We start from the raw sequence: 26,146 nt of genomic DNA on the forward strand, positions 1-26,146 counted from the left end.
CCTTGTGCTGTTACTGCCTGCTGTCCGCTGTGCTAGATACCGAGCTCGTTCTCGATGAAGTCGAAGAGCTCGTCGGGCGTGGCTTCCTGGAGCTTGTCGGCCACGGCCTCGCCGCTCGAATGGGCTTGGGGTTCACCCCACTTCGCCAGGAGGGCCTGCAGGCGCGAGGCGATGTCGGCGCGCGTCCCGCCGTCCGGGTCGAGGACGGAGAGCGCGGATTCGAGCTTCTCCAGTTCCGCGATGCCGGGCGCGGCCGCGGCGCTTCCGTCCTGGACGATCTCGGCCCGCAGGAAGTCGGCGAGGACGGCCGGGGTCGGGTGGTCGAAGACCAGCGTGGCCGGGAGCTTCAGCCCGGTGGCGGCGTTCAGGCGGTTGCGCAGTTCCAGGGCGATCAGGGAGTCGAAGCCGAGCTCCTTGAACGCGCGGCCCGCGCCCACCTCGTCGGTACCGGCGTGGCCCAGCGCGGTCGCCGCGTGGGTGCGCACCAGTTCCAGTACGGCCAGGGCCTGTTCGGTCTGCGGCATCACCGTCAGCCGTCGGCGCAGCGCCTCGCCCGGAGCCCCGGGCGCGCCCGCGTCCCCGTCGCCGGCGGCCGGGGCCGCCTGCGCGATCCGACGGACCTCGGGCAGGTCGCCGAGGAACGGGCTGGGCCGCACCGCGGTGTAGCCGGGCGCGAACCGCTCCCACTGGATGTCGGCGACGGCCACGGCCGGATCGGCGTGGTCCAGGGCCTGCTGGAGCGCCCGGATCGCGGAGCGCGGCGCCATGGCCGGCACCCCGCCGCGGTCGAGGCGTTCGCCGATGGCGCCGCCCGCGGCCAGTCCGCTGTCGCCCCAGCGGCCCCAGGCCACGGAGGTGGCGGGCAGGCCGTCGGCGTACCGCTGCTCGGCGAGCGCGTCCAGGTAGGAGTTGGCGGCGGCGTAGTTGCCCTGCCCGGCGTCACCGAGGGTGCCGGCGACTCCGGAGAACAGGACGAACGCCGACAGGTCCAGGTCGCGGGTCAGCTCGTGGAGGGTGAGCGCCGCGTCCGCCTTGGGGGCGAGTACGGTCGCGAACCGCTGCGGCGTCAGCCCGTCGATCACCCCGTCGTCGAGGACGCCGGCGGTGTGCACGACGGCGGTCAGCGGCTGCTCCGCGGGCACGGAGGCCAGCAGCGCGGCGACGGCGTCCCGATCGGCCATGTCGCAGGCGGAGATCGTGACCCGGGCGCCGAGCACGGCCAGTTCCTCGCGGAGTGTGGCGGCGCCGGGCGCGCCGTCCCCGCGCCGGCTGGTCAGGATCAGGTGCTCGGCGCCGTTCTCGGCGAGCCAGCGGGCGACGTGGGCGCCGAGGGCGCCCGTACCGCCGGTGACGAGCGTGGTGCCGCGCGGCTTCCAGGCGGGCGCGAGGGGCGCGTCGGCGAGGGAGGCGTGGACCAGCCGCCGGCCGAACAGGCCGGAGGGGCGCAGCGCCACCTGGTCCTCGGACCCGTCACCGGCCAGCACCCCGACGAGCCGTTCGAGGGTCCGGTCGTCGGCCTGCGCGGGCAGGTCGAGCAGACCGCCCCAGCGGTCGGGGAACTCCAGGGCGGCGGTGCGGCCGAAGCCCCACAGGAGTGCCTGTGCCGGGTCCTGGAGCCGCTCGGAGCGGGCCACCGACACGGCGCCGCGGGTGAGGCACCACAGGGGTGCGGACACGTGCGCGTCGCCGAGGGCCTGGACGAGCGCGGCGGTATGGAGCAGTCCGGTGTGCTCGCGCAGCGCGGCGCCGTCGCTGTCGGCGAGGGCGAGGAGGGAGAGGACGCCTTCGGGGGCGGTGTCCTCTCCGGTGGCGGCCTCGATGGCGGCGGTGAGCGCGTCGCGGTGGGCCGCTCCGGCGGCGATCGTGAGCGTGCGGACCTCCGCGCCGCGTTCGGCGAGCGTGCGCAGCACGGCGGCGGCCGTGTCACCGGCCGGCCCGGTCAGGGTCTCGGGTACGGCGACCAGCCAGGTCCCCGAGAGCCGCGTGGGAGCGGCTTCGGCCAGCGCCTTCCAGGTGACGCGGTAGCGCCAGCCGTCGGCGGTGGACTGCTCGCGGCTCTCGCGCCGCCAGGAGGACAGGGCGGGGAGCAGGGCGGTCAGCGGTTGACCGTCCTCGATGTGCAGCTCGGCGGTGAGGGCGGCGAGGTCCTCGCGCTCGACGGCGTCCCAGAAGCGGGCGTCGAGCGCGTTCTCGGCCGACGGCGCCTCGGCGTCGACGGGCGCGGCCTCGGGCCAGAACCGCTGCGACTGGAAGGCGTAGGTGGGCAGGTCCACGCGTTGCGCGCCCGTTCCGGCGAACACGGCGTCCCAGTCCACCGTCACACCGCGTACGTAGGCCTCGCCCAGGGAGAGCCAGAACCGCTCCAGACCACCTTCACCACGCCGCAGGGAACCCAGGACAGCGGCCTCCCGGCCCGCATCCTCGACCGTCTCCTGCAGGCCCACGGTCAGCACCGGATGCGGGCTGGACTCGATGAACACACCGAACCCCTGATCGAGCAGCGTCCGCGTGGCCCGCTCCAGCTCCACCGTCCGACGCAGATTGCGGAACCAATAACCAGCGTCCAGTTCGGGGCCTTCGACCCACTCACCGGTGACGGTCGACAGGAACGGAACCCCCGCAGCCCGCGGTGCGATCGGCGCGAGCAGCGTGTCCAGCTCCTCCCGCAGCAGCTCCACCTGCGCCGAGTGCGAGGCGTAGTCCACCGCGATCCGCTTCGCACGGACCCCGTCCCTCTCGCACGCGGCCAGGAACTCCTCCAGCGCCTGGACCTCACCCGAAACCACCACCGACGACGGCCCGTTCACCGCGGCGACGGAGATCCGCTCCTCACCCCACGCCGCGATCCGCTCACGCACCTCCGCAGCGGCCAGCGGCACCGACACCATGCCACCCAGTCCCGCCAGCACCCGGCCGATCGCCTGCGACCGCAGGGCCACCACACGGGCCGCATCCTCCAACGACAAGATCCCCGCCACACACGCGGCCGCGATCTCACCCTGCGAATGCCCGATCACCGCACCCGGCCGGACACCCGCCGCGCGCCACACCTCGGCCAGCGACACCATCACCGCGAACAACGCCGGCTGCACCACATCCACCCGGTCGAGGGAGGGCGCGCCGTCGGCGGCCCGCAGCACATCCACCAACGACCAGTCGGTGAAGGGCTCCAGCGCCTTCGCACACTCTTCCACCCGGGTTGCAAACACGGGTGAAGCGTCCAACAGCGCTTCCGCCATTCCCACCCATTGCGACCCCTGTCCGGGGAACACGAACGCGGTCTTCCCCCCGATGACCGCCCCCTGGACGAACAGGGGTGCGGTGCCTCCGGCGGCCAGGGTGGCGAGCCCCGCGAGGTGTTCCTCCCGGTTCCCGCCGATCACCACGGCGCGCCGCTCATGGGCCGTACGGGTGGTGGCCAGCGAGTGGCCGATATCGCTGCTTCGCAGGTCAGGTCGGGTGGCGAGGTGGTTCAGCAGGCGGTCCGCCTGGGCGTGGAGCGCCTTCTCGGTCTTGGCCGTGAGCGGCCAGGGCAGCGGGGCCCGGTGCGCGGAGCCGTTCTCCTGCGGGGTCGGGGTGGCGAGTAGGGGGTGGGGTGCCGGCGGTACGGGTGCCCCCTGCGCGCCGGGGTCCTCGAACCCCTGCTCGGCCGGGGCCCGCTCGATGATGACATGGGCGTTCGTACCGCTGAACCCGAACGAGGAAACACCCGCGCGCCAGGGCCGGTCACCGGTCTCGGGCCAGGCCCGCTGCTCGGTCAGCAGGGCGACCTCGCCCGCGCTCCAGTCGACGTGCGGGGTCGGCTCGGCGATGTGGATGCTCTGCGGCAGTACGCCGTGCCGCATGGACAGGACGACCTTCATCACGCCGGCGACGCCGGCGGCGGCCTGCGCGTGGCCGATGTTGGATTTGATCGAGCCGAGCAGCAGCGGGCGGCCCTCGGGGCGGTCCTGGCCGTAGGTGGCCAGCAGGGCCTGCGCCTCGATCGGGTCGCCGAGCGTCGTGCCCGTGCCGTGGGCCTCCACGACGTCGACCTCGGCGGGGGTCAGCCGGGCGTTGGCGAGGGCCTGGCGGATGACGCGCTGCTGGGAGGGGCCGTTGGGGGCGGTCAGTCCGTTGGAGGCGCCGTCCTGGTTGATGGCCGTACCGCGGATGACGGCGAGGACCGGGTGGCCGTTGCGCCGCGCGTCCGACAGGCGCTCGACGAGCAGCATGCCGACGCCCTCGGCCGGGCTGAAGCCGTCGGCGTCGGAGGAGAAGGCCTTGCAGCGGCCGTCGGTGGACAGGCCGCGCTGGCGGCTGAACTCGATGAAGGTGCCGGGCGTGGACATGACTGTCACCCCGCCGGCCAGGGCCAGGGAGCACTCCCCCGACCGCAGCGCCTGCACCGCGAGGTGGAGGGCGACGAGGGAGGCCGAGCAGGCGGTGTCGACGGTGACCGCCGGGCCCTCCAGGCCGAAGGTGTAGGAGAGCCGGCCCGAGACGACGCTGCCCGCGCTGCCGGTGGCCAGGTGCCCTTCGAGGCCCTCGGTGGCGGCGCCCCTCACCAGGTGGGAGTAGTCGGAGCCGTTGGTGCCGACGAACACGCCGGACTGGCTGCCGCGCAGGGTCTCCGGATCGATCCCGGCCCGCTCGAACGTCTCCCAGGAGGTCTCCAGCAGGAGCCGCTGCTGCGGGTCCATGGCGAGGGCCTCGCGCGGGGAGATGCCGAAGAACGCCGGGTCGAAGGAGGCCGCGTCGGCGAGGAAGCCGCCCTCGCGGGTGTAGGAGGTGCCGTGGGCGTCGGGGTCGGGGTTGTAGAGCGCCTCGACGTCCCAACCCCGGTCGGCGGGGAACTGGGAGAGCGCGTCGCCTCCGCCGGCCAGCAGCTGCCAGAGCTCCTCGGGGCTGCGCACCCCGCCGGGGAAGCGGCAGCTCATCGCGACGAGGGCGATCGGCTCGGCGTCGCCCCCGGGGGCGATGCCGGCGGGGGTCGGCGCGGGCGTGGTGCCGCCCGCCGCGCCCTGACCGGCGAGTTCGGTCCGCAGGTGGCGGGCGAGCACGGTGGGGGTCGGATAGTCGAAGACGAGGGTGGGCGGCAGCTTGAGGCCGGCGGCGGCGTTGAGCCGGTTGCGCAGCTCGACGGAGGTGAGGGAGTCGAAGCCGAGCTCCTTGAATGCCCGGCCGGCCTCCACCGCGTCGGGGCCGGCGTAGCCGAGGACGGCGGCGACGGCGGTGCGGACCAGGTCCAGCAGCAGCCGTTCCTGTTCGGCCTCGGGCTGACCGGCGAGCTGCCGGACGAGGACGGCCGCGCCGCCGGTGTCCTCGGCGGTGTCGCCGCGGCCGCTCTCCAGGGCCTGGCGCGCCTCGGGCAGGTCGTGCAGCAGCGGGCGGGCGCGACCGGCGGTGAAGGCGAGGACGAAGCGCTTCCACTCCATGTCCGCGACGGTCAGGGTGGTCTCGTCGCGGTCGAGGGCGTGCCGCAGGGCGCTGACGGCGCGTTCGGGGTCCATCTCGATGACGCCGTGGCGGCGCATCCGGTCCCCCACGGCGCCTTCGGCCATGCCCCCGTCGCCCCAGGGTCCCCAGGCGAGGGAGGTGGCGGGCAGGCCCTCGGCGCGCCGGTACTCGGCGAACGCGTCGAGGAAGGCATTGCCCGGCGCGTAGTTGCCCTGGCCGGGGGCACCGAAGGTGGCGGCGAAGGAGGAGAAGAGGACGAACGCCGACAGGTCCAGCTCGCGGGTCAGCTCGTGCAGGTGCAGGGTCGCGTCGACCTTGACCCGCAGGACCCGCTCGATCTGCTCGGGGGTGAGCGTCTCGATGACGCCGTCGTCGAGGACGGCGGCGGTGTGGACGACGGCGGTCAGGGGCCGGTCGGCCGGGACGGCGGCGATCAGCGCGGCGAGCGCCTCGCGGTCGCTGACGTCACAGGCGGCCAGGGTGACCCCGGCTCCGAGCGCGGTCAGCTCCTCACGCAGCTCGGCCGCGCCCGGCGCAGCCTCCCCGCGCCGGCTGGTCAGCACCAGGTGCTCGGCACCGTTCGCAGCGAGCCAGCGCGCCACGTGCGCACCGAGGGCACCCGTACCACCGGTCACCAGCGTGGTCCCGGCCGGACGCCACTCCCGCACCGCCGCGGTCTCGGACAGCCGCGCCCGCACCAGACGACGCACGAACAGCCCCGAGGACCGCACAGCGACCTGATCCTCGGCCCCATCCCCGGCCAGCACCCCCACCAGCCGCTCCAGCACACGGGCATCGACCTCGGCCGGCAGGTCGACCAGACCGCCCCACCGCTCGCCGTGTTCCAGGGCCGTCACCCGACCGAGGCCCCAGACCGGGGCCTGTGCGGGATCGGTCCGCCGGTCGGAACGGGCCACGGAGACGGCCGCCCGGGTGACGCACCACAGCGGGGCGGTCACCTCGGCGTCACCGAGGGCCTGGACGAGGGACAGGGTGGCGATCACTCCGGCGGGCGCGGCCGCGCCGATCGGCTCCGCGTCGCTCCCGACGGGGGTCAGCAGCGAGAGCACGCCCGCCACGGCCGGACCGTCGGCGAGCGCCTCCCGGATCAGTCCGGCCAGCTCGGCCCGGGCGTCGTGGGTGCCGGGGACGGCGATCTGCCGGACGTCGGCGCCGTGTTCGGCGAGGGCGTGCAGGACGGCGGCGGCCTGCTCCGCGTCGGCCGGCGCCTGCGGGACCGCGACCAGCCAGGTTCCGTCGAGGCGGGTGGCGGCGGGCTCGGGAGCGGGCTTCCAGGTGATCCGGTAGCGCCAGCCGTCGACCGTGGAGCGCTCCTGGCTCTGGCGCCGCCAGGAGGACAGCGCGGGCAGGAGGGCGGCGAGCGACTCGTCCGCGTCGATGTCCAGCTCCGCCGTGAGGGCGGCGACATCGTGGCGCTCGACGGCCTCCCAGAAGCGGGCGTCGACCGCGTCGACGGGGTGCGCGGCGGTGTCGGTGTCCTCGGCGGTGCCGCTCTCCAACCAGAAGTGATCCTGCTGGAAGGCGTAGGTGGGCAGGTCCACGCGTTGCGCGCCCGTTCCGGCGAACACAGCGTCCCAGTCCACCGTCACACCGCGTACGTAGGCCTCGCCCAGGGAGAGCCAGAACCGCTCCAGACCCCCTTCACCACGCCGCAGGGACCCCAGGACAGCGGCCTCCCGGCCCGCATCCTCAACCGTCTCCTGCAGACCGACCGTCAGCACCGGATGCGGGCTGGACTCGATGAACACACCGAAACCCTGATCCAGCAGCGTCCGCGTGGCCCGCTCCAGCTCCACCGTCCGACGCAGATTACGGAACCAGTACCCACCGTCCAGCTCCGGGCCTTCGACCCACTCACCGGTGACGGTCGACAGGAACGGAACCCCCGCAGCCCGCGGCGCGATCGGCGCGAGCAGCGTGCCGAGTTCCTCCCGCAGCAGCTCCACCTGCGCCGAGTGCGAGGCGTAATCCACCGCGATCCGCTTCGCACGGACCCCGTCCCTCTCGCACGCGGCCAGGAACTCCTCCAGCGCCTGGACCTCACCCGAAACCACGACCGACGACGGGCCGTTCACCGCGGCGACCGAGATCCGCTCCTCACCCCACGCCGCGATCCGCTCACGCACCTCCGCAGCGGCCAGCGGCACCGACACCATGCCACCCAGCCCCGCCAGCACCCGGCCGATCGCCTGCGACCGCAGGGCCACCACACGCGCCGCATCCTCCAACGACAAGATCCCCGCCACACACGCCGCAGCGATCTCACCCTGCGAATGCCCGATCACCGCACCCGGCCGGACACCCGCCGCACCCCACACCTCGGCCAGCGACACCATCACCGCGAACAACGCCGGCTGCACCACATCCACCCGGTCAAGGGAGGGCGCGCCGTCGGCGGCCCGCAGCACATCCACCAACGACCAGTCGGTGAAGGCTCCAGCGCCTTCGCACACTCCCCGATCCGCGCCGCGAACACCGGCGAGGACTCCAACAGCCCAGCCGCCATCCCCAACCACTGCGAACCCTGACCCGGGAACACGAACACCGTCTTCCCGCCCACCACCGAACCCGACACCACACCGGCCGCCAGCCCACCCGAAGCCACCGCCCGCACACCCGCCACGTGATCCCCGAGCACCACCGCACGATGCTCCAAACCCGCACGCGACGACGCCAACGACCACCCCACATCCACCGGATCCACACCCACCAGACCCGGCAGACCCGCCAACCGCTCCGCCTGCGCCCGCAACGCCGCCGCACTCTTACCCGACAGCACCCACGGCACCACCGGCATACCCGACCGCGCCCCACCCTCCGAGGCCTCAGCCGGCTCCGGCGCCTGCTCCACGATCACATGCGCGTTCGTCCCGCTGAACCCGAACGACGACACACCCGCACGACGCGGACGGTCGGTCTCCGGCCAGTCGCGGGTCTCGCCGATGAGGGAGACGGCGCCCGCCTCCCAGTCGACGTGCGGGGTGGGCTCGTCCAGGTGGAGCGTCTTCGGTACGACGCCGTGGCGCATCGCCTCGACCATCTTGATGATGCTCGCGACGCCCGCGGCGGCCTGCGTGTGGCCGATGTTGGACTTGATCGAGCCGAGCAGCAGCGGCCGGTCGGCCGGCCGGTCCTGGCCGTAGGTGGCCAGGACGGCCTGGGCCTCGATCGGGTCGCCCAGGGTGGTGCCGGTGCCGTGCGCCTCGACCACGTCCACGTCGGCGGCCGCCAGCCGGGCGTTGGTGAGGGCCTGGTGGATCACGCGCTGCTGCGAGGGGCCGTTCGGGGCGGTCAGGCCGTTGCTCGCGCCGTCCTGGTTGATGGCGCTGCCGCGGATCACGGCCAGGACGGGGTGTCCGTTGCGCTGCGCGTCGGACAGGCGCTCCACGAGGAGCATGCCGACGCCCTCGCCCCAGCCGGTGCCGTCGGCGGCGGCCGCGAAGGGCTTGCAGCGGCCGTCGGAGGCCAGGCCGCGCTGGCGGCTGAACTCGGTGAAGGTGGCCGGGGTCGCCATGACGGTGACACCTCCGGCCAGGGCCATGGTGCACTCCCCCGCCCGCAGGGCCTGCACGGCGAGGTGCAGGGTGACCAGGGAGGACGAGCAGGCGGTGTCGACGGTGACCGCCGGGCCCTCCAGCCCGAAGGTGTAGGCCACGCGGCCCGAGGCGATGCTCCCGGAGCTGCCCGTGCCGAGGAAGCCCTCGACGCCCTCGGGTACGGAGTCCAGGCGGGCGGTGTAGTCGTGGTACATCACGCCGGCGAAGACGGCCGTCCGGCTGCCGCGCAGGGACGTCGGGTCGATCCCCGCCCGCTCGAAGGCCTCCCACGAGGTCTCCAGCAGCAGCCGCTGCTGCGGGTCCATCGCCATCGCCTCGCGCGGCGAGATCCCGAAGGGCGCGGGGTCGAAGCGGGCGGCGTCGTAGAGGAAGCCGCCCTCGCTGACGTAGCTGGATCCGGCGCTGTCGGGGTCGGCGTCGTAGAGCGTCTCCACGTCCCAGCCGCGGTCCGCCGGGAAGCCCGAGACGGCGTCACGGCCGTCGGCGACGAGCCGCCACAGGTCGTCGGGGGTGCGGACACCGCCCGGATAGCGGCAGCTCATCGCGACGATCGCGATGGGCTCCTGGTTCTGTTCCTCGACCTCGCGCAACCGCCTGCGGGCCTGGCGCAGATCGGCGGTCGCCCGCTTGAGGTAGTCGCGAAGCTTGTCCTCGTTCACCATGTGCGTGGGCTCCATGCCAGAGAGGCGGTCGTACGGGTCTATCCGTGGTGGTCAGGGGCGCCGGGGCGGGGCGGGGGAAGCCCCCGCCCCGCCCCGGCGGTCTCACGGCGCGTCGCTCAGGAGGCGCCGAGTTCGTCGTCGAGCAGGTCGAACAGCTCGTCGTCGGTGGCCGTGTCGAGGTCGTCGTCGCCGTCCTCGTCGGCCGCGGTGCGGCCGGTGTCCTGGCCCGCGCCCCACTTGGCCATGAGGGCCTGGAGGCGCATCGTGATCCGCGAGCGGGTGACGCTGTCCGCGTCCGCCGCCTCCGCCGCGCCCAACGCGGCTTCCAGCCGGTCGAGTTCGCCGAAGACGGTGGGTCCGTCCGCGTCGAGGGAGAGGGCGGAGCGCAGGTATCCGGCGAGCTGCTCGGGGGTCGGGTGGTCGAAGATGAGCGTGGCCGGAAGGCGCAGGCCGGTGGCGGCGCCGAGCCGGTTGCGCAGCTCGACCGCCGTCAGCGAGTCGAAGCCAAGCTCCTTGAACGCACTGGCCGGCGCGATGGCGGCCGCGCCGCTGTGGCCCAGGACCTGGGCGACGTGGGTGCAGACCGTATCGAGCAGGACCCGGTCCCGTTCGGCGGGCGGCAGTTGGGCCAGCCGCTCGGCCGTCGAGCCGGGGGCGTCCGCAGCCGCCCCGCCGTTCGCCCTGCGGCGTACGGGGGCGCGGAGCAGGCCGCGCAGCAGTGGTGCGACGTGGTCGCCGGCCTGAGCCTGGAGCGCCGCCAGGTCGATCCGGGCGGGCACGAGCAGGCTGGTGCCCGCCGGGTCACCGGTTTCGGGCCGGGCCGTCGGCGTCCGCAGCGCGGCGTCGAAGAGGGCCAGTCCGTCGGCGGGCGACAGGGCGTTCATGCTGCCGCGGCCCAGGCGCTGCCGGTCCTGGTCGTCCAGGGTGGAGGCCATGCCGGCCTCGTCGTCCCACAGGCCCCAGGCGAGCGAGAGGCCCGCCAGGCCATGGGCCCGGCGGTGCTGGGCGAGGGCGTCGAGGAAGGTGTTGCCGGCCGCGTAGTTGGCCTGTCCGGCGTTGCCGAACACGCCGGCCGCCGAGGAGAACAGGACGAACGCGGCCAGGTCGAGGTGCCGGGTCAGTTCGTGCAGGTTCCAGGCCGCGGTGGCCTTGGGCCGCAGCACCGTCGCGATCCGCTCGGGGGTGAGCGAGGTGACGGTGCCGTCGTCGAGCACACCGGCGGTGTGCACGACGGCCGTCAGCGGGTGCTCGTGCGGTACGGAGTCCAGCAGCGCGGCCAGCGCCTCCCGGTCGGCGACGTCGCAGGCCGCCCAGGTGACCTGGGCGCCCGCCCCGGTGAGCGCGTCGGCGAGTTCGCCGGCTCCGGCCGCCGCGGCGCCGCGCCGGCTGGTGAGCAGCAGGTGCCGCACCCCGTGCTCGGCGACGAGGTGCCGGGCGAGCAGGCCGCCGAGGGTGCCGGTGGCTCCGGTGATCAGGACCGTGCCCTCGGGGTCCGGCAGGGCGGGCAGGCCGTCCGCCGGGGCGGTGAGGGCGGCGCGGGCCAGCCGGGGTACGCGTACGGCCCCTTCGCGCAGGGCGATTTGGGTCTCGTCGGTGGCGAGGGCGGCCGGCAGGGCCTCGTGGGAGGCGTCCTGGCCGTCGAGGTCGACCAGGACGAACCGGTCGGGGTGCTCGGCTTGTGCCGAGCGCACCAGGCCCCACACCGCTGCGTGCGCGAGGTCGGTCACGTCCTCGCCGGAGTCCGTGGAGACGGCGCCCCGGGTGACGACCGCGAGCCGGGATCCGGCGAACCGCTCGTCCGCCAGCCAGCCCTGTACGAGGGCCAGCGCGTGCCCGGTCGCGGTGTGCGCGGCGGTCGCCGCGGGCGGGGCGGCGAGGTCGGGGGCCAGGGAGACGAGGACCGTCTCCGGCACGGGCTCACCCAGGGCCCCGGCCAGGTCGAAGGCTTCGCCGAGGGCGTCCAGTTCGGGGTGGGTCGCCCCGGCCGGGTCCTCCAGCAGCCCGGCCCGTTCCAGCCCGGCGCCCGCCTTCAGCGGATCGGCGCCCAGCAGTGCCCACGGCCCGCCGGAGCGCACCGGGGTGTCGGGCAGTGCCAGGGCGGTCCAGTCGATCCGGAAGAGCGCGTCGCGCACGGGGCCCGCGCCGGGCCCGCCGGCGGCGGTGAAGCCGTCGGCGGCCAGGGGGCGCAGGACGAGCGAGTCGACGGTCAGGACGGGCTGTCCGGCGCCGTCCCACAGGGTCAGTGCCACCGCGTCCCGGCCGGCCGGTGCCATCCGTACGCGCAGGGCGGCGGCCCCGGCGGCGTGCAGTCGTACGCCGTCCCACGAGAAGGGCAGTCGCGCGCCCGCCGGGCCGTCGGGGAAGAACTCCCCGAGTCCGACGGCGTGCAGGGCGGCGTCGAGCAGCGCCGGGTGCAGCCCGTAGGGGGCCGCCTCCGCGAGGCGGTCCTCGGCGAGGGCCACTTCGGCGAACACCTCGTCGGCGAGCCGGTAGGCCCGGCGCAGGTTGCGGAAGGCGGGCCCGTAGCCGAGGCCGATGGAGTCGAAGCCGGGGTAGAGCTCGTCCACGGCACACTCGACGGAGCCGGCCGGGGGCCACTGCTCCAGGGTTTCCGCGTCGGCGTCCTGGGACCCGGGGGCCAGGACGCCGTCGGCGTGCCGGGTCCACGGCCCGTCGGGGGCGCTGTCCTCGGGGCGCGAGTACACCTGGAAGGCCCGGCGGCCGGTCGGGTCCGGCTCGGCCACGGCGAGCCGCAGCTGCGTCCCGCCCGACTCGGGCAGCACCAGGGGTGCTTCGAGCGTGAGGTCGTCCAGGCTGCCGCAGCCCGCGTGGTCGCCGGCCCGGACGGCCAGTTCCACCAGCGCGGCGCCCGGCACCAGGACGGCTCCTGCGACGCGGTGGTCGGCCAGCCAGGGGTGGGTGCGCAGCGAGAGCCGCCCGGTGAAGAGGAACCCGTCCGAGTCGGGCAGGTCGACCGCGGCCCCGAGGAGGGGGTGGGCGGTCGCGCCGAGTCCGGCGGAGGTGACGTCGCCCGCGAGGGCGTGGACGGGGGCCTCCAGCCAGTACCGCTGCCGCTGGAAGGCGTAGGTCGGCAGGTCGACGCGGCGGGCGCCGGTGCCGGTGAAGTACGCGCTCCAGTCGACGCGGACGCCGCGCAGGTGCGCCTGGGCCAGGGCCGAGGCGAGGGCGGCCCCTTCGGGACGGTCCGCGCGCAGGACGGGGAGGCAGGCCGCCGCCCCTTCCGGGGCGAGGGCCTCTTGCGCGAGGGCGGAGAGGACTCCGTCGGGGCCGAGTTCGAGGTACGTGGTCACGCCCGCGGCCTCCAGGGTGCGGATGCCGTCGAGGAAGCGGACCGCCTCGCGGACGTGCCGCACCCAGAACTCGGCCGAGCCCATCTCGTCGGAGACCAGGGCACCGGTCAGGTTCGAGACCACCGGAATCTGCGGGGCAGCGTAGGTGAGCCCCGCCACCACCTGGCGGAACCCGTCCAGCATGCCGTCCATGTGCGGCGAGTGGAACGCGTGGCTCACCGTCAGCCGCTTGGACTTCCGGTCCGGGAAGGCCGCCAGGATCGCGGTCGCCGCGTCCTCGTCACCGGCGATCACGACCGAGGTCGGGCCGTTGACGGCGGCGATGCTCACCCGGCCGGTCAGCAGCGGCAGGACCTCGTCCTCCGAAGCCTCCAGCGCGATCATCACACCACCGGCCGGCAGGGCCTGCATCAGCCGACCACGGGCGGACACGAGCGCGCACGCGTCGTCCAGCGACAACACACCCGCCACATGCGCGGCGGCGATCTCACCGATCGAATGCCCGGACACGAAGTCCGGCCGCACACCCCACGACTCCAGCAGCCGGAACAGCGCCACCTCCACCGCGAACAGCGCGGGCTGGGTGTACTCCGTCCGGTCCAGCAGCTCCGCATCCGTACCGAACAGCACGTCCTTCAGAGCCAGTTCGAGCGAGAGCCGCTCACACACCGCGTCCAGCGCCTCCGCGAACACCGGGAAGGCGTCATACAGCTCACGCCCCATCCCCAGGCGCTGACTGCCCTGACCGGTGAACAGGAAGGCGAGCTTCCCGCCGACCGGCGAGCCTTCCCATACGCCGGGCGCCCACTCGCCCTCGGCGAGCGCGCCCAGGCCTGCCAGGAAGCCTTCGCGGTCGTCCGCGACGACGGCGGCCCGCCGGTCCAGGGCGGTCCTGGTCGTGGCGAGGGAGCGGCCGATGTCGGCCGGGGACAGGTCCGGGTGGTCGGTCACGTGCGCCGCGAGCCGGGCGGCCTGGTCGGCCAGGGCCTGGGGGTCCTTCGCCGACAGGAGCCACGGCAGGCTGCCGGGCGTCCGCGTCGCGGCTTCGGCCGGGCCGGAGGCCGGCGGCTCGGGTGCCTGCTCGATGACGGCGTGGGCGTTGGTCCCGCTGAAGCCGAAGGAGGAGATCGCGGCGCGGCGCGGCCGGCCCGTCTCCGGCCAGGCGGTGGCCGACTCCAGGAGCGAGACCGCTCCCGCTGTCCAGTCCACGTGCGGGGTGGGCTCGTCCACGTGCAGGGTCTTGGGCAGGACGCCGTGCCGCATCGCCATGATCATCTTGATCACGCCGGCGACACCGGCGGCGGCCTGCGTGTGGCCCATGTTGGACTTGATCGAGCCCAGCAGCAGCGGGCGGTCCGCCGCCCGGTCCTGGCCGTACGTGGCCAGCAGCGCCTGCGCTTCGATCGGGTCGCCGAGCGTCGTGCCCGTGCCGTGCGCCTCGACGGCGTCCACGTCGGCGGCGGACAGACCGGCGTTGGCCAGGGCCTGCCGGATGACGCGCTGCTGGGACGGGCCGTTGGGCGCGGTCAGCCCGTTGGAGGCGCCGTCCTGGTTGATCGCTGTCCCCCGGACCACGGCGAGCACGGGGTGCCCGTTGCGGCGGGCGTCGGACAGGCGCTCCACCAGCAGGACGCCGGCGCCCTCGGCCCAGCCCGTGCCGTCGGCACCGGCGGAGAAGGCCTTGCAGCGGCCGTCGGAGGCCAGCCCGCGCTGGCGGCTGAACTCCACGAAGGCCGCGGGGGTCGCCATCACGGTCACGCCGCCCGCCAGGGCGAGCGAGCACTCCCCCTGCCGCAGGGCCTGCACCGCGAGGTGCAGGGCCACCAGCGAGGAGGAGCAGGCCGTGTCGATGGTGACCGCCGGGCCCTCCAGGCCGAACGTGTAGGAGAGCCGGCCGGAGATGACGCTGCCCGCGTTGCCCGTGCCGAGGAAGCCCTCGACGCCCTCGGGCAGGGCCGCGAGCCGGGAGGCGTATTCGTGGTACATGACACCGGCGAAGACGCCGGTCCGGGTACCGCGCAGGGAGCGGGGGTCGATGCCGGCCCGCTCGAAGGCCTCCCAGGAGGTCTCCAGCAGCAGCCGCTGCTGCGGGTCCATCGCGACGGCCTCGCGCGGCGAGATCCCGAAGAACGCCGGGTCGAAGGCGGAGGCGTCGGCGAGGAAGCCGCCCTCGCGGGCGTAGCTCGTGCCTTCCCGGCCCGGGTCGGCGTCGAAGAGGCCGTCGACGTCCCAGCCACGGTCGTCGGGGAACCCGGACACCACGTCGCGGCCCTCCAGCACCAGCCGCCACAGGTCCTCGGGTGACTGCACGTCCCCGGGGTAGCGGCAGCCCAGGCCGACGATCGCGATGGGCTCGTCGTCCCGCAGGGCGACGGCGGCCGGTGCGGCGGGCGCGGCGGGAGCCGCTCCGAGCAGTTCGGACCGCAGGTACTCGGCGAGCACCGCCGAGGTCGGGTAGTCGAACACGAGGGTGGCGGGCAGGCGCAGGCCGGTGGCCGCGCCGAGCAGGTTGCGCAGTTCGACGGCGGTCAGCGAGTCGAAGCCGAGCTCGCGGAAGGACCGGTCGGCCTCGACCGCCTCGGGCCCCGCGTAGCCGAGCACCCCGGCGACCTGCGTGCGCACCAGGTCCAGTACGCGGGCCTCCTGCTCGGCGGCCGACAGCCCTGCGAGGGCGCCGGCCGGCGTGTCACCGGCGGCGGCCGCAGCTCCGGCGGCCCGGCGGGTCGGCATACGGACGAGGCCGGAGAGCAGCGGCGACAGCATGCCGCCGCCCGCCTGGGCGCGGAGCGCGGCCAGGTCAAGCTTGACGGGCGCCAGCAGGGCCTGGCCGGAGGCGCAGGCGGTGTCGAACAGGGTCAGGCCCTCGGCCGCGGTCAGGGCGTTGACCCCGCCACGACCCATGCGCGAAACGTCCTCGGCGTCCAGCGCGCCACCCATGCCGCCCACTTCGGCCCACAGGCCCCAGGCGAGGGAGGTCGCAGCCAGGCCCTGGGCCCGGCGGTGCGCGGCGAGGGCGTCCAGGAAGGTGTTGGCCGCCGCATAGTTGGCCTGGCCCGCACCACCGAACACACCAGCGGCCGAGGAGAACAGAACGAACGCCGACAGGTCGAGACCGGCGGTCAGCTCGTGCAGGTTCCACGCCGCGTCCACCTTCGGACGCAACACCGCCGACAACCGCTCCGCCGTCAGAGAGCCCACGACACCGTCGTCCAGAACACCGGCCGTGTGCACGACCGCCGACAACGGACGCTCCTCCGGAATCCCCGCCAGCACGGCAGCCAGCGCGTCACGGTCGGCGACATCACAAGCCGCCCACGCCACCTCCGCACCCAGCTCAGCCAGCTCCGCCGACAACTCGGCAGCACCCGAAGCCGCCTCACCACGACGACTCACCAGCAACAGATTCCGTACCCCGTGCTCGGCCACCAGGTGCCGGGCGAACAGACCACCCAGCGAACCACTCGCACCCGTCACCAGCACCGTGCCCCCGGCATCCCACGCAGGGGCCGCGTCAGCCGCGACCGCAGCCCGCGCCAGGCGCGGCACCAGCACCGATCCACCGCGCACCGCCACCTCCGACTCACCCGACGCCAGGGCCGCCACGAGCGCCCCCTCGGGCAGGGGCGCGCCGTCCTCGTCCAGGTCGACCAGGGCGAACCGGCCGGGGTGTTCGGTGGCTGCGGACCGGAGCAGGCCGACGAGGGCTGCGCCCGCGAGGTCGCGGACGGGCCCGGCGGGGTCCTGCGTCGGCACGGCGCCCCGGCTGACGAAGACGAGCCGCGAGGAATCGAACCGCTCCTCGGTGAGCCAGGCCCGGACGAGGGCGAGTCCCTCGGCGGTCCTGGTGTGCACCGCGGTCGGCAGCCCGGCCCCGGTGACGCGGTCCCCGGCGGCCGGGTCCGGGACGGCGACGAAGACCAGCTCCGGCACCTCGGCGCCGGATGCCGCCAGCTCGGTGAGGTCCGCGTACGCGGGGCCTTCCAGGCCGGGGACCGGCCCGCCCACCACGGCGGGTGCGGCGTCGGCCGGAGCCGTCGCCGTCCGCCCCGGGGACAGCGGCGTCCAGTCGGTCCGGAAGAGGGAATCGGGGCGGCCGTCGCGGGCGGCCTCGCCGATCTGCCCGGACGAGAGGGTCCGCAGGGACAGGGAGTCCACCGAGGCGACGGGGCGCCCGGCGGGGTCGGCCAGTTCGAGCGAGACCGCGCCGGACCCGGCGGAAGCCAGCCGGACCCGTACGGCGGTGGCGCCGCTCGCGTGGAGCCGTACGCCGGTCCACGCGAAGGGCAGCCGCGCGCCCTGAGCATCGCCGGCCTCCGGGCCCGCCGCCAGGGCGGGGTCGAGGGCGAGGGTGTGCAGGGCGGAGTCGAACAGGGCGGGGTGGAGCCCGTACGCGTCGGCGTCGCTCTGCGCGCCCGTCGGCAGGGCGAGTTCGGCGAAGAGTTCACCGTCCCGCCGCCAGGCCGTGCGCAGGCCACGGAACAGGGGTCCGTAGCCGAGGCCGGAGGCGTCGAGCAGCGCGTAGGCCTCCTCCACGGGGGCCGGTACCGCTCCGGTCGGCGGCCAGGTGGCGAGGTCGGCGCCGGCCGGGCGGACCTCGTCCGCGAGGAGTCCGGCGGCGTGCCGCAGCCAGGGCCCGTCCTCGGTGTCGGCCGGGCGGGAGTACACGGCGACCGGGCGGAGCCCGGAAGCGTCGGGCGCCCCCACGGTGACCTGTATCCGGACGGCCTCGCCCGAGTCGGGGAGGACCAGCGGCGCCTGGAGCGTCAGCTCTTCGAGGGCCGGGGCCGCGACCCGCTCTCCGGCGTGCAGGGCCAGCTCGACGAAGGCCGTGCCGGGGACCAGGACGGAGCCCGTGACGGCGTGGTCCGCGAGCCAGGGGTGGGTGCGCAGCGAGAGGCGGCCGGTGAGGACGCAGCCGTCGGCGTCCGCGAGGGACACCGCCGCGCCGAGCAGGGGGTGTCCGGCGGCCGCGAGGCCGAGGCCGGTGGCGTCGGCGGGCAGCGGGGTGCCGGGCTCGGGCCAGTAGCGCTCGCGCTGGAAGGGGTAGGTGGGCAGGTCGACGCGGCGTGCGCCGGCCGGGGCGAAGTGGGCGTGCCAGTCGACCGCCGCGCCGCGTACGTGGGCCCGGGCGAGGGCCGTGGCGAGGGTCTGCGCCTCGGGCCGGTCGGCGCGCAGCGTGGGGGCGAAGGCGGCGGCGGCGCGGTCGGTGACGCAGTCGTGGGCGAGGGCGGACAGGGTGCCGTCGGGGCCCAGTTCGAGGTACGTGGTGACCCCGGCGGCTTCCAGGGCGCGGATGCCGTCGAGGAAGCGGACCGCCTCACGGACGTGCCGCACCCAGAAGTCCGCCGAGCCCATCTCGTCGGAGACGATCGCCCCGGTCAGGTTCGACACGACCGGGATGCGCGGGCTCTCGTACGCGAGCCCCTCCGCGACCCGGCGGAAGTCCTCCAGCATGCCGTCCATGTGCGGCGAGTGGAACGCATGACTCACCGTCAGCCGCTTGGACTTCCGGTCCGGGAAGGCTTCCAGGACGGCGGTCGCGGCGTCCTCGTCACCGGCGATCACGACCGAACGCGGACCGTTGACCGCGGCGATGCTCACCCGGTCCGTCAGCAGCGGCAGGACCTCGTCCTCCGACGCCTGCACCGCGATCATCACACCACCCGAAGGCAGCGCCTGCATCAGCCGCCCGCGGGCGGAGACCAGCGTGCACGCGTCGGCGAGGGAGAGGACGCCGGCGACGTGCGCCGCCGCTATCTCGCCGATGGAGTGCCCGGCGACGAAGTCCGGGGTGACGCCCCAGGACGCGAGGAGCCGGAAGAGCGCGACCTCGACGGCGAACAGTCCCGGCTGGGCGTACTCGGTCCGGTCGAGCAGCTCCGCGTCCGTCCCGAACAGGACGTCCTTGAGAGGCAGTTCGAGGTCGAGTCGGGCGCAGACCGCGTCGAAGGCGGCGGCGAAAACCGGTTGGGTGTCGTACAGTTCGCGGCCGGTGCCGAGGCGCTGGCTGCCCTGCCCGGTGAACAGGAAGGCGGTGCGGCCGCCCTTGCGGACGGTGTCGCGGGTCAGGCCGCGGGCCGGCCGGCCGGCGGCGAGCGCGTCGAGGGCGGTGGTGGCCGTGGCCAGGTCCTTCGCCACGATCACGGCGCGGTGGTCGAAGCCGGTCCGGGTGGTGGCCAGGGAGTAGGCGAGGTCGGCGGGCGCGAGGTCGGGGTGGGCGGCCAGGTGGGCGCTCAGGGCGCGGGCCCGGTCGGCGAGGGCCTGCTCGGTGCGGCCCGAGAGCGGCAGCGGCAGTGCCGGGAGGGCCCGGACGGGGTCGGCGGCCGGGGGCTGTTCGGCGTCCGGGGCCTGCTCGATGATGGTGTGGGCGTTGGTACCGCTGATGCCGAACGAGGACACGCCGGCCCGGCGCGGACGCCCGGTCTCCGGCCACGGAACCGACTCGGTGAGCAGGCTGACGGCGCCTGCCGACCAGTCCACGTGCGGCGACGGTCGCTGCGCGTGCAGGGTCTTGGGCAGGACGCCGTGGCGCATCGCCATGACCATCTTGATGATCCCGGCGACGCCGGCGGCGGCCTGGGTGTGCCCCAGGTTCGATTTGACGGAGCCCAGCAGCAGCGGCTGCCCCTCGGGCCGGTCCTGGCCGTAGGTGGCCAGCAGGGCCTGGGCCTCGATCGGGTCACCGAGGGTGGTACCGGTACCGTGCGCCTCGACCGCGTCCACCTCGGCGGCCGACAGTCCCGCATTCGCGAGGGCGGCCCGGATCACCCGCTGCTGGGACGGGCCGTTGGGGGCCGTGAGGCCGTTGCTCGCACCGTCCTGGTTGACGGCCGAACCCCGCACCACCGCCAGCACCGGATGCCCGTTGCGCCGCGCGTCCGACAGCCGCTCCACGAGCAGCATGCCCACGCCCTCGCCCCAGCCCGTACCGTCGGCGTCGGCCGAGAAGGCGCGGCAGCGGCCGTCGGCCGACAGGCCGCGCTGGCGACTGAAGCCGACGAAGGTGCCCGGGGTGGCCATGACGGTGACACCGCCGGCCAGGGCCAGGTCGCATTCGCCGGTGCGCAGGGCCTGGATCGCCATGTGGAGGGCGATCAGCGAGGAGGAGCAGGCGGTGTCGATGGTGACGGCGGGGCCTTCGAGCCCGAAGGTGTACGAGACGCGTCCCGAGGCGATGCTGCCCGTGCTGCCGGAGCCCAACGAGCCGTCGGCGCCGTCGGCGGACCGTTCCAGCAGGGCGGCGTAGTCGTGGTACATGACGCCCGCGAACACGCCGGTGCGGCTGCCGCGCACGCCGGCGGGGTCGATCCCGGCCCGCTCGAAGGCCTCCCAGGTGGTCTCCAGCAGCAGCCGCTGCTGGGGGTCGGTGCCGACGGCCTCGCGCGGGCTGATCCCGAAGAACGTCGGGTCGAAGGCGGCGGCGTCGTGGAGGAAGCCGCCGTGGCGGGTGTACGAGGTGCCGGGGTGGTCGGGGTCGGGGTGGTAGAGGTTCTCGACGTCCCAGCCCCGGTCGGAGGGGAAGCCGGTGATGGCGTCGGCACCGCTCTCCAGCAGCCGCCACAGCTCCTCGGGGGTGGTGACGCCACCGGGGTATCGGCAGCTCATCGCCACGATGGCGATCGGATCGTCCTCGCCGCCCACGGCACCGGTGCCGGGCGTGGCGGCCGCGTCCTGGGACGCGGCGGCCCCTCCGCCGAGTTCGGCGGCCAGGTGGCGGGCCAGGGCGGTGGAGGTGGGGTGGTCGAAGACCAGGGTGGCGGGCAGCCGGCGGCCGACGGCCGCGCCGAGCCGGTTGCGCAGCTCGACGGCGGTCAGCGAGTCGAAGCCCAGTTCGCTGAAGGCGGCTCCGGCTTCGACGGCGTCCGGGCTGCCGTGGCCCAGTACGTCGGCGACGTGGCCGAGCACCAGGTCGAGGAGCAGCCGTTCGCGCCCGGCGGTGTCGAGGCCGATGAGGCGCCGTTCCAGCGCGGACAGGTCCTGCCCGGTGGCGTCGGCGCTCGCGGCCGTACGGCGTACGGGGGTGCGGACCAGCCCGCGCAGCAGCGGGGCGACGGGCGTTCCGGGGGCGGGCGGGGCCAGCCGCATCGGCACGAGGAGGGCACTGCCTGCTCCGCCCGCGGTCGCGGTGTCCGCAGCGGCATCCGTGCCGGTCGCGGCGAGGGCGTCGGCGAGGTCGAGGAGGGCCAGTCCGTCGGAGGCGGTCAGTCCCTGCACGCCGCCGCGCTTCATCCGGTCCAGGTCGGCGCGGTCGAGGGCGCCGGCCATGCCCTCGGTGTCGTCCCACAGGCCCCAGGCCAGGGAGACGGCCGGGAGACCCTGGGCCCGGCGGTGCTGGGCGAGGGCGTCCAGGAAGGAGTTGGCGGCAGCGTAGTTGCCCTGCCCGGGTGCGCCGAAGACGCCGGCGGCGGAGGAGAAGAGCACGAACGCCGACAGGTCGAGGCCCCGGGTGAGTTCGTGGAGGTGGAGGGCCGCGTCGGCCTTGGGCCGCAGGACGGTGTCGAGGCGTTCGGGCGTCAGCGAGTCGATGACGCCGTCGTCCAGGACGCCGGCGGTGTGGACGACCGCGCGCAGCGGCCGGTCGGCGGGGACGGTGGCCAGCGCGGCGGCGAGTGCCTCCCGGTCGGCGGCGTCGCACGCCGACCAGGCCACCCGTGCGCCGAGGCCGGTGAGTTCGCTCGTCAGCTCCGCGGCGCCGGGCGCGGTGTCGCCGCGGCGGCTCAGCAGCAGCAGGTTCCGTACGCCGCGCTCGGCGACGAGGTGGCGTGCGACGAGCCGGCCGAGGGTGCCGGCGGCTCCGGTGATCAGGACGGTGTCCTCGGCGCCGTACGCGGGCGCCCCGGCCGGGGTGCTGCCCGCGGCGGCGGGGACGCGGGCCAGGCGGGGGGCGTGGGCGGCGCCTTCGCGCAGGGCGAGCTGAGGCTCCGGGGAGGCGAGGACGGAGGCCAGGACGGCCGCGGTCGGCTCGGCCGGTACACCGGAGGCGTCGGTGCCTTCGGTGCCTTCGGTGCCTTCGGTGTCGTCGGTGTCGAGGAGGACGAAGCGGCCCGGGTGCTCGGACTGGGCCGAGCGCACCAGGCCCCAGACGGCGGCGGAGACGGGGTCGGGAACCCGGTCGCCGGTGCTGACGGCGACCGAGCCGCCGGTCAGGAGGACGAGCCTGCTGTCGGCGAGCCGGTCGTCGGCGAGCCAGTGGCGCAGCAGCCGCAGCGTGCCGTGCGCGGCCGCGCGGACAGCGCCGGGGGTCGGCTCGGGCGCGGCGGGCAGGCGTACGAGGACGGTGTCCGGGACGCGCCCGGCGGCGGCGTGGGCCGCGTCGTGCGACGCGTCGAGGGCGGCGGCGAGCGCGTCGGCCGCGTCGGGCCCGTCGAGCAGCAGCGGGCGTACGTCCGCGCCGGCCGGGGCGGGGAGGTCCAGAGGGGTCCACGCCACCTGGAACAGGCGGTCGTGGGGGCCGCCGGTCGCGGTCGCCGGCTGCCCGGCCGAGACGGCGCGCAGGGTGAGCGAGGCGATCTCGGCGACGGGCTGCCCGGTGCCGTCGGCGAGCGCCAGCGACACGGCGTCCGGTCCGGCCTTGGCCAGGCGTACGCGCAGGGCCGAGGCACCCACGGCGTGCAGGGCCACTCCGGTCCAGGAGAACGGCAGCCGGCCGCCGTCGGTGTCCGCCACGAGGCCGCCGAGTCCGATGGAGTGCAGGGCGGCGTCGAGGAGGGCGGGGTGCAGGCCGAACAGGGCCGTGTCGCCGCGCTGTTCGTCCGAGGCCTCGATCTCGGCGTAGACCGCGTCGCCGCTGGTCCAGGCCGCGCGGACGCCTTGGAAGGCGGGCCCGTAGTGGAGTCCCGCCTCCGCGAGCCGGGGGTACAGGTCGTCGACGGGCAGGGGGGTGGCGTCGGCCGGAGGCCAGGCGGCGGGGGCGAAGTCGGGCTGCGGGGCGCCGGTGGCGAGGACGCCGTCCGCGTGCCGGGTCCAGGGCAGTTCGGCCGTGTCGGCTGCGGCGTCGGCGTCGGGTTCGGGGCGGGAGTGCACGCCGAGGGGGCGGTGTCCGGCGGCGTCGGGGGCGCCCACCCACAGCTGGAACTGGACCCCGCCGTCCGGCGGCAGGACGAGGGGTGCGTGGAGGGTGAGTTCCTCCAGGAGGTCGCAGCCGACCTGGTCGCCGGCGCGGATCGCCAGCTCCACGAAGGCACTGCCGGGCAGGACCACGGATCCGCCGACGGCGTGGTCGGCGAGCCAGGGGTGGGTGTCCAGGGAGAGCCGGCCGGTGTAGAGGAACCCGTCGAGGTCGGCGAGGGCGACGGCGGCGCCGAGCAGGGGGTGGCCCGCCGTGCCGAGGCCGGCGGCGGACACGTCACCCGGGGGACGTCCGGCGTCGAGCCAGTAGGGCTCGCGCTGGAAGGCGTAGGTGGGCAGGTCCACGCGCTCGAAGCCGGTGCCGGCGTAGTACGCGTTCCAGTCCACGGCCGCGCCCCGGACGTGCAGCCGGGCGAGGGCGCCGGTCAGCGTCTCGGTCTCGGGACGGCCGGCGCGCAGGACGGGCACGAAGGCGGCCGTGCCGGAGCTCTCGGGCAGGCAGTCCGAGGCGAGGGCCGAGAGGACGGCGTCCGGGCCGACTTCGAGGAAGTGCACGACGTTGCGGGCGGCGAGGGCGCGGATGCCGTCGTGGAAGCGGACGGCTTCGCGGACGTGGCGGACCCAGAAGTCGGCGGAGCCCATCTCGTCGGTGACGAGGGCGCCGGTCAGGTTGGAGACGACCGGGAGGGCCGGGGCGGCGTACGTGAGCCCCTGTGCGACCCGGCGGAAGGCGTCGAGCATGCCGTCCATGTGCGGGGAGTGGAAGGCGTGGCTCACCGTCAGCCGCTTGGACTTCCGGTCCGGGAAGGCTTCCACGATCGCGGTCGCCGCGTCCTCGTCACCGGCGATCACGACCGACGTCGGGCCGTTGACGGCGGCGATGCTGACCCGGTCGGTCAGCAGCGGCAGGACCTCGTCCTCCGAAGCCTGCACCGCGATCATCACGCCACCGGCCGGCAGCGCCTGCATCAGCCGCCCGCGGGCGGCCACCAGCGTGCACGCGTCGTCCAGCGACAGCACCCCCGCCACATGCGCGGCGGCGATCTCACCGACCGAATGACCGGACACGAAGTCCGGCTGCACACCCCACGACTCCAGCAGCCGGAACAGCGCCACCTCGACGGCGAACAGCGCGGGCTGGGCGTACTCCGTACGGTCCAGCAGCTCCGCATCCGTACCGAACAGCACCTCCCTCAGCGGGAGTTCCAGCCGCTCGCACACCGCATCCACCGCGGCGGCGAACACCGGGAAGGCGTCATACAGCTCACGCCCCATCCCAAGGCGCTGACTGCCCTGACCGGTGAACAGGAAGGCGAGCTTCCCGCCGACCGGGCGGCCCAGGGTGACCCCCGGGGCGGATTCCTCGGGTCCCAGGGCGGCGAGGGACTGCAGGGCGCGGGCCAGTCCGGGCCGGTCGGCGGCCGTGAGGACCGCGCGGTGCTCGAAGGCGGTGCGGCCGTTCGCGAGGGAGCGGGCGACGTCGCCGGGGCGCTGCCCGGGGTGGGCGGCCAGGTGGGCGTACAGCTTCGCGGCCTGGGCGCGCAGGGCGGCCGGCGACTTGCCCGAGAGGTTCCACAGGGCCGGTACGGGGACGGCAGCGGCCGCCTCGTCGGTGCCCGAGGCGGCGTCCGAGGCGGTGTCCGGAGCCGCGGCGGGGGCCGGGGCCGCCGCCGCGTCGGGGGCCTGCTCGATGATGGTGTGGGCGTTGGTGCCGCTGATGCCGAACGAGGAGACGCCCGCGCGGCGGGGCGCGCCCGTCTCCGGCCACCGCTGGGCCTCGGTGAGCAGCCGGACGGCGCCCTCCGACCAGTCGACGTTCGGGGTGGGCTCGTCCACGTGCAGGGTCGGGGGCAGGACGCCGTGGCGCATCGCCATGACCATCTTGATGATCCCGGCCACGCCGGCGGCGGCCTGGGTGTGGCCGATGTTCGACTTGATGGAGCCGAGCAGCAGCGGCCGGTCCTCGGGCCGGTCCTGGCCGTAGGTGGCCAGCAGGGCCTGGGCCTCGATGGGATCGCCGAGCGTCGTGCCGGTGCCGTGCGCCTCGACCACGTCGATGTGCGCGGGCGAGAGCCGGGCCCCGGCGAGCGCCTCGCGGATGACGCGCTGCTGTGAGGGCCCGTTGGGGGCGGTCAGGCCGCTGCTGGCACCGTCCTGGTTGACGGCGGTGCCGCGCACGACGGCGAGGACGGGGTGGCCGTTCGCGCGGGCGGCGGAGAGCCGTTCGAGGACGAGCATGCCGGCGCCCTCGCCCCAGCCGGTGCCGTCGGCGGCGGCCGCGAAGGACTTGCAGCGGCCGTCGCCGGCCAGGCCGCGGTGGCGGCTGAACTCGGTGAAGGTGCCGGGGGTCGACATGACGGTGACGCCGCCGGCGAGGGCGAGGGTGCACTCGCCGCTGCGCAGGGCCTGGACGGCCAGGTGGACGGCGACGAGCGAGGAGGAGCAGGCCGTGTCGACGGTGACGGCCGGGCCCTCCAGGCCGAGGGTGTAGGCGATGCGGCCGGAGGCGATGCTGCCGGAGCTGCCGTTGCCGAGGAAGCCCTCGATCTCCTCGGGGACGCTGAACAGCCGTGCCGCGTAGTCGTGGTACATGAGGCCCGCGAACACGCCGGTGCGGCTGCCGCGCAGGGTGGCGGGGTCGATCCCGGCCCGCTCGAAGGCCTCCCAGGAGGTCTCCAGCAGGAGCCGCTGCTGCGGGTCCATGGCGAGGGCCTCGCGCGGGGAGATCCCGAAGAACGCCGGGTCGAAGTGGTGGGCGTCGTGCAGGAATCCGCCGACCCGCTCGTACTCCTCGATGCCGCTGTCCGGATCGGGATCGAAGAGGACCTCGGCCGGCCAGCCCCGGTCGGCGGGGTAGGGGGTGACGGCGTCGCCGCCGCGTTCGACGAGTTCCCACAGGGCTTCGGGGGTGTCGATGCCGCCGGGATAGCGGCAGCTCATCGCCACGACCGCGATCGGCTCCTGATCCCGCTCCTCCACCTCGCGCAGCCGGCGCCGCGCCTCGCGGAGGTCGGCCGTCGCCCGCTTGAGGTAATCGAGGTACTTCTCCTCGTTCACCATTGTCACGCCATCCCCGTCGTCGAAGTGT

The 26,146-nt window shown here is 75.1% G+C and carries 3 protein-coding genes; all 3 read right to left on the bottom strand.

The features are described from left to right. Positions 1–32: 32 nt before the first annotated feature. The 3 genes from SLAV_RS08260 to SLAV_RS08265 all read right to left on the bottom strand — a co-directional run bounded on the left by SLAV_RS08260 (position 33) and on the right by SLAV_RS08265 (position 26,118). Entirely contained in the window at positions 33–7,913 is a 7,881-nt protein-coding gene (locus tag SLAV_RS08260) for a type I polyketide synthase (RefSeq protein WP_250649643.1), read from the bottom strand. Next, on the bottom strand, positions 7,796–9,679 hold the full coding sequence (locus SLAV_RS43090) for a type I polyketide synthase (RefSeq protein WP_250649644.1): 1,884 nt from the start codon (positions 9,677–9,679) through the stop codon (positions 7,796–7,798). The genes SLAV_RS08260 and SLAV_RS43090 overlap by 118 nt, the downstream gene beginning before the upstream one ends. 116 nt (positions 9,680–9,795) lie before the next feature. Then, on the bottom strand, positions 9,796–26,118 hold the full coding sequence (locus tag SLAV_RS08265; protein ID WP_100660816.1) for a type I polyketide synthase: 16,323 nt from the start codon (positions 26,116–26,118) through the stop codon (positions 9,796–9,798). Positions 26,119–26,146: the final 28 nt, after the last annotated feature.

The organism is Streptomyces lavendulae subsp. lavendulae, assembly GCF_002803845.1.
Lineage (GTDB): Bacteria > Actinomycetota > Actinomycetes > Streptomycetales > Streptomycetaceae > Streptomyces > Streptomyces lavendulae.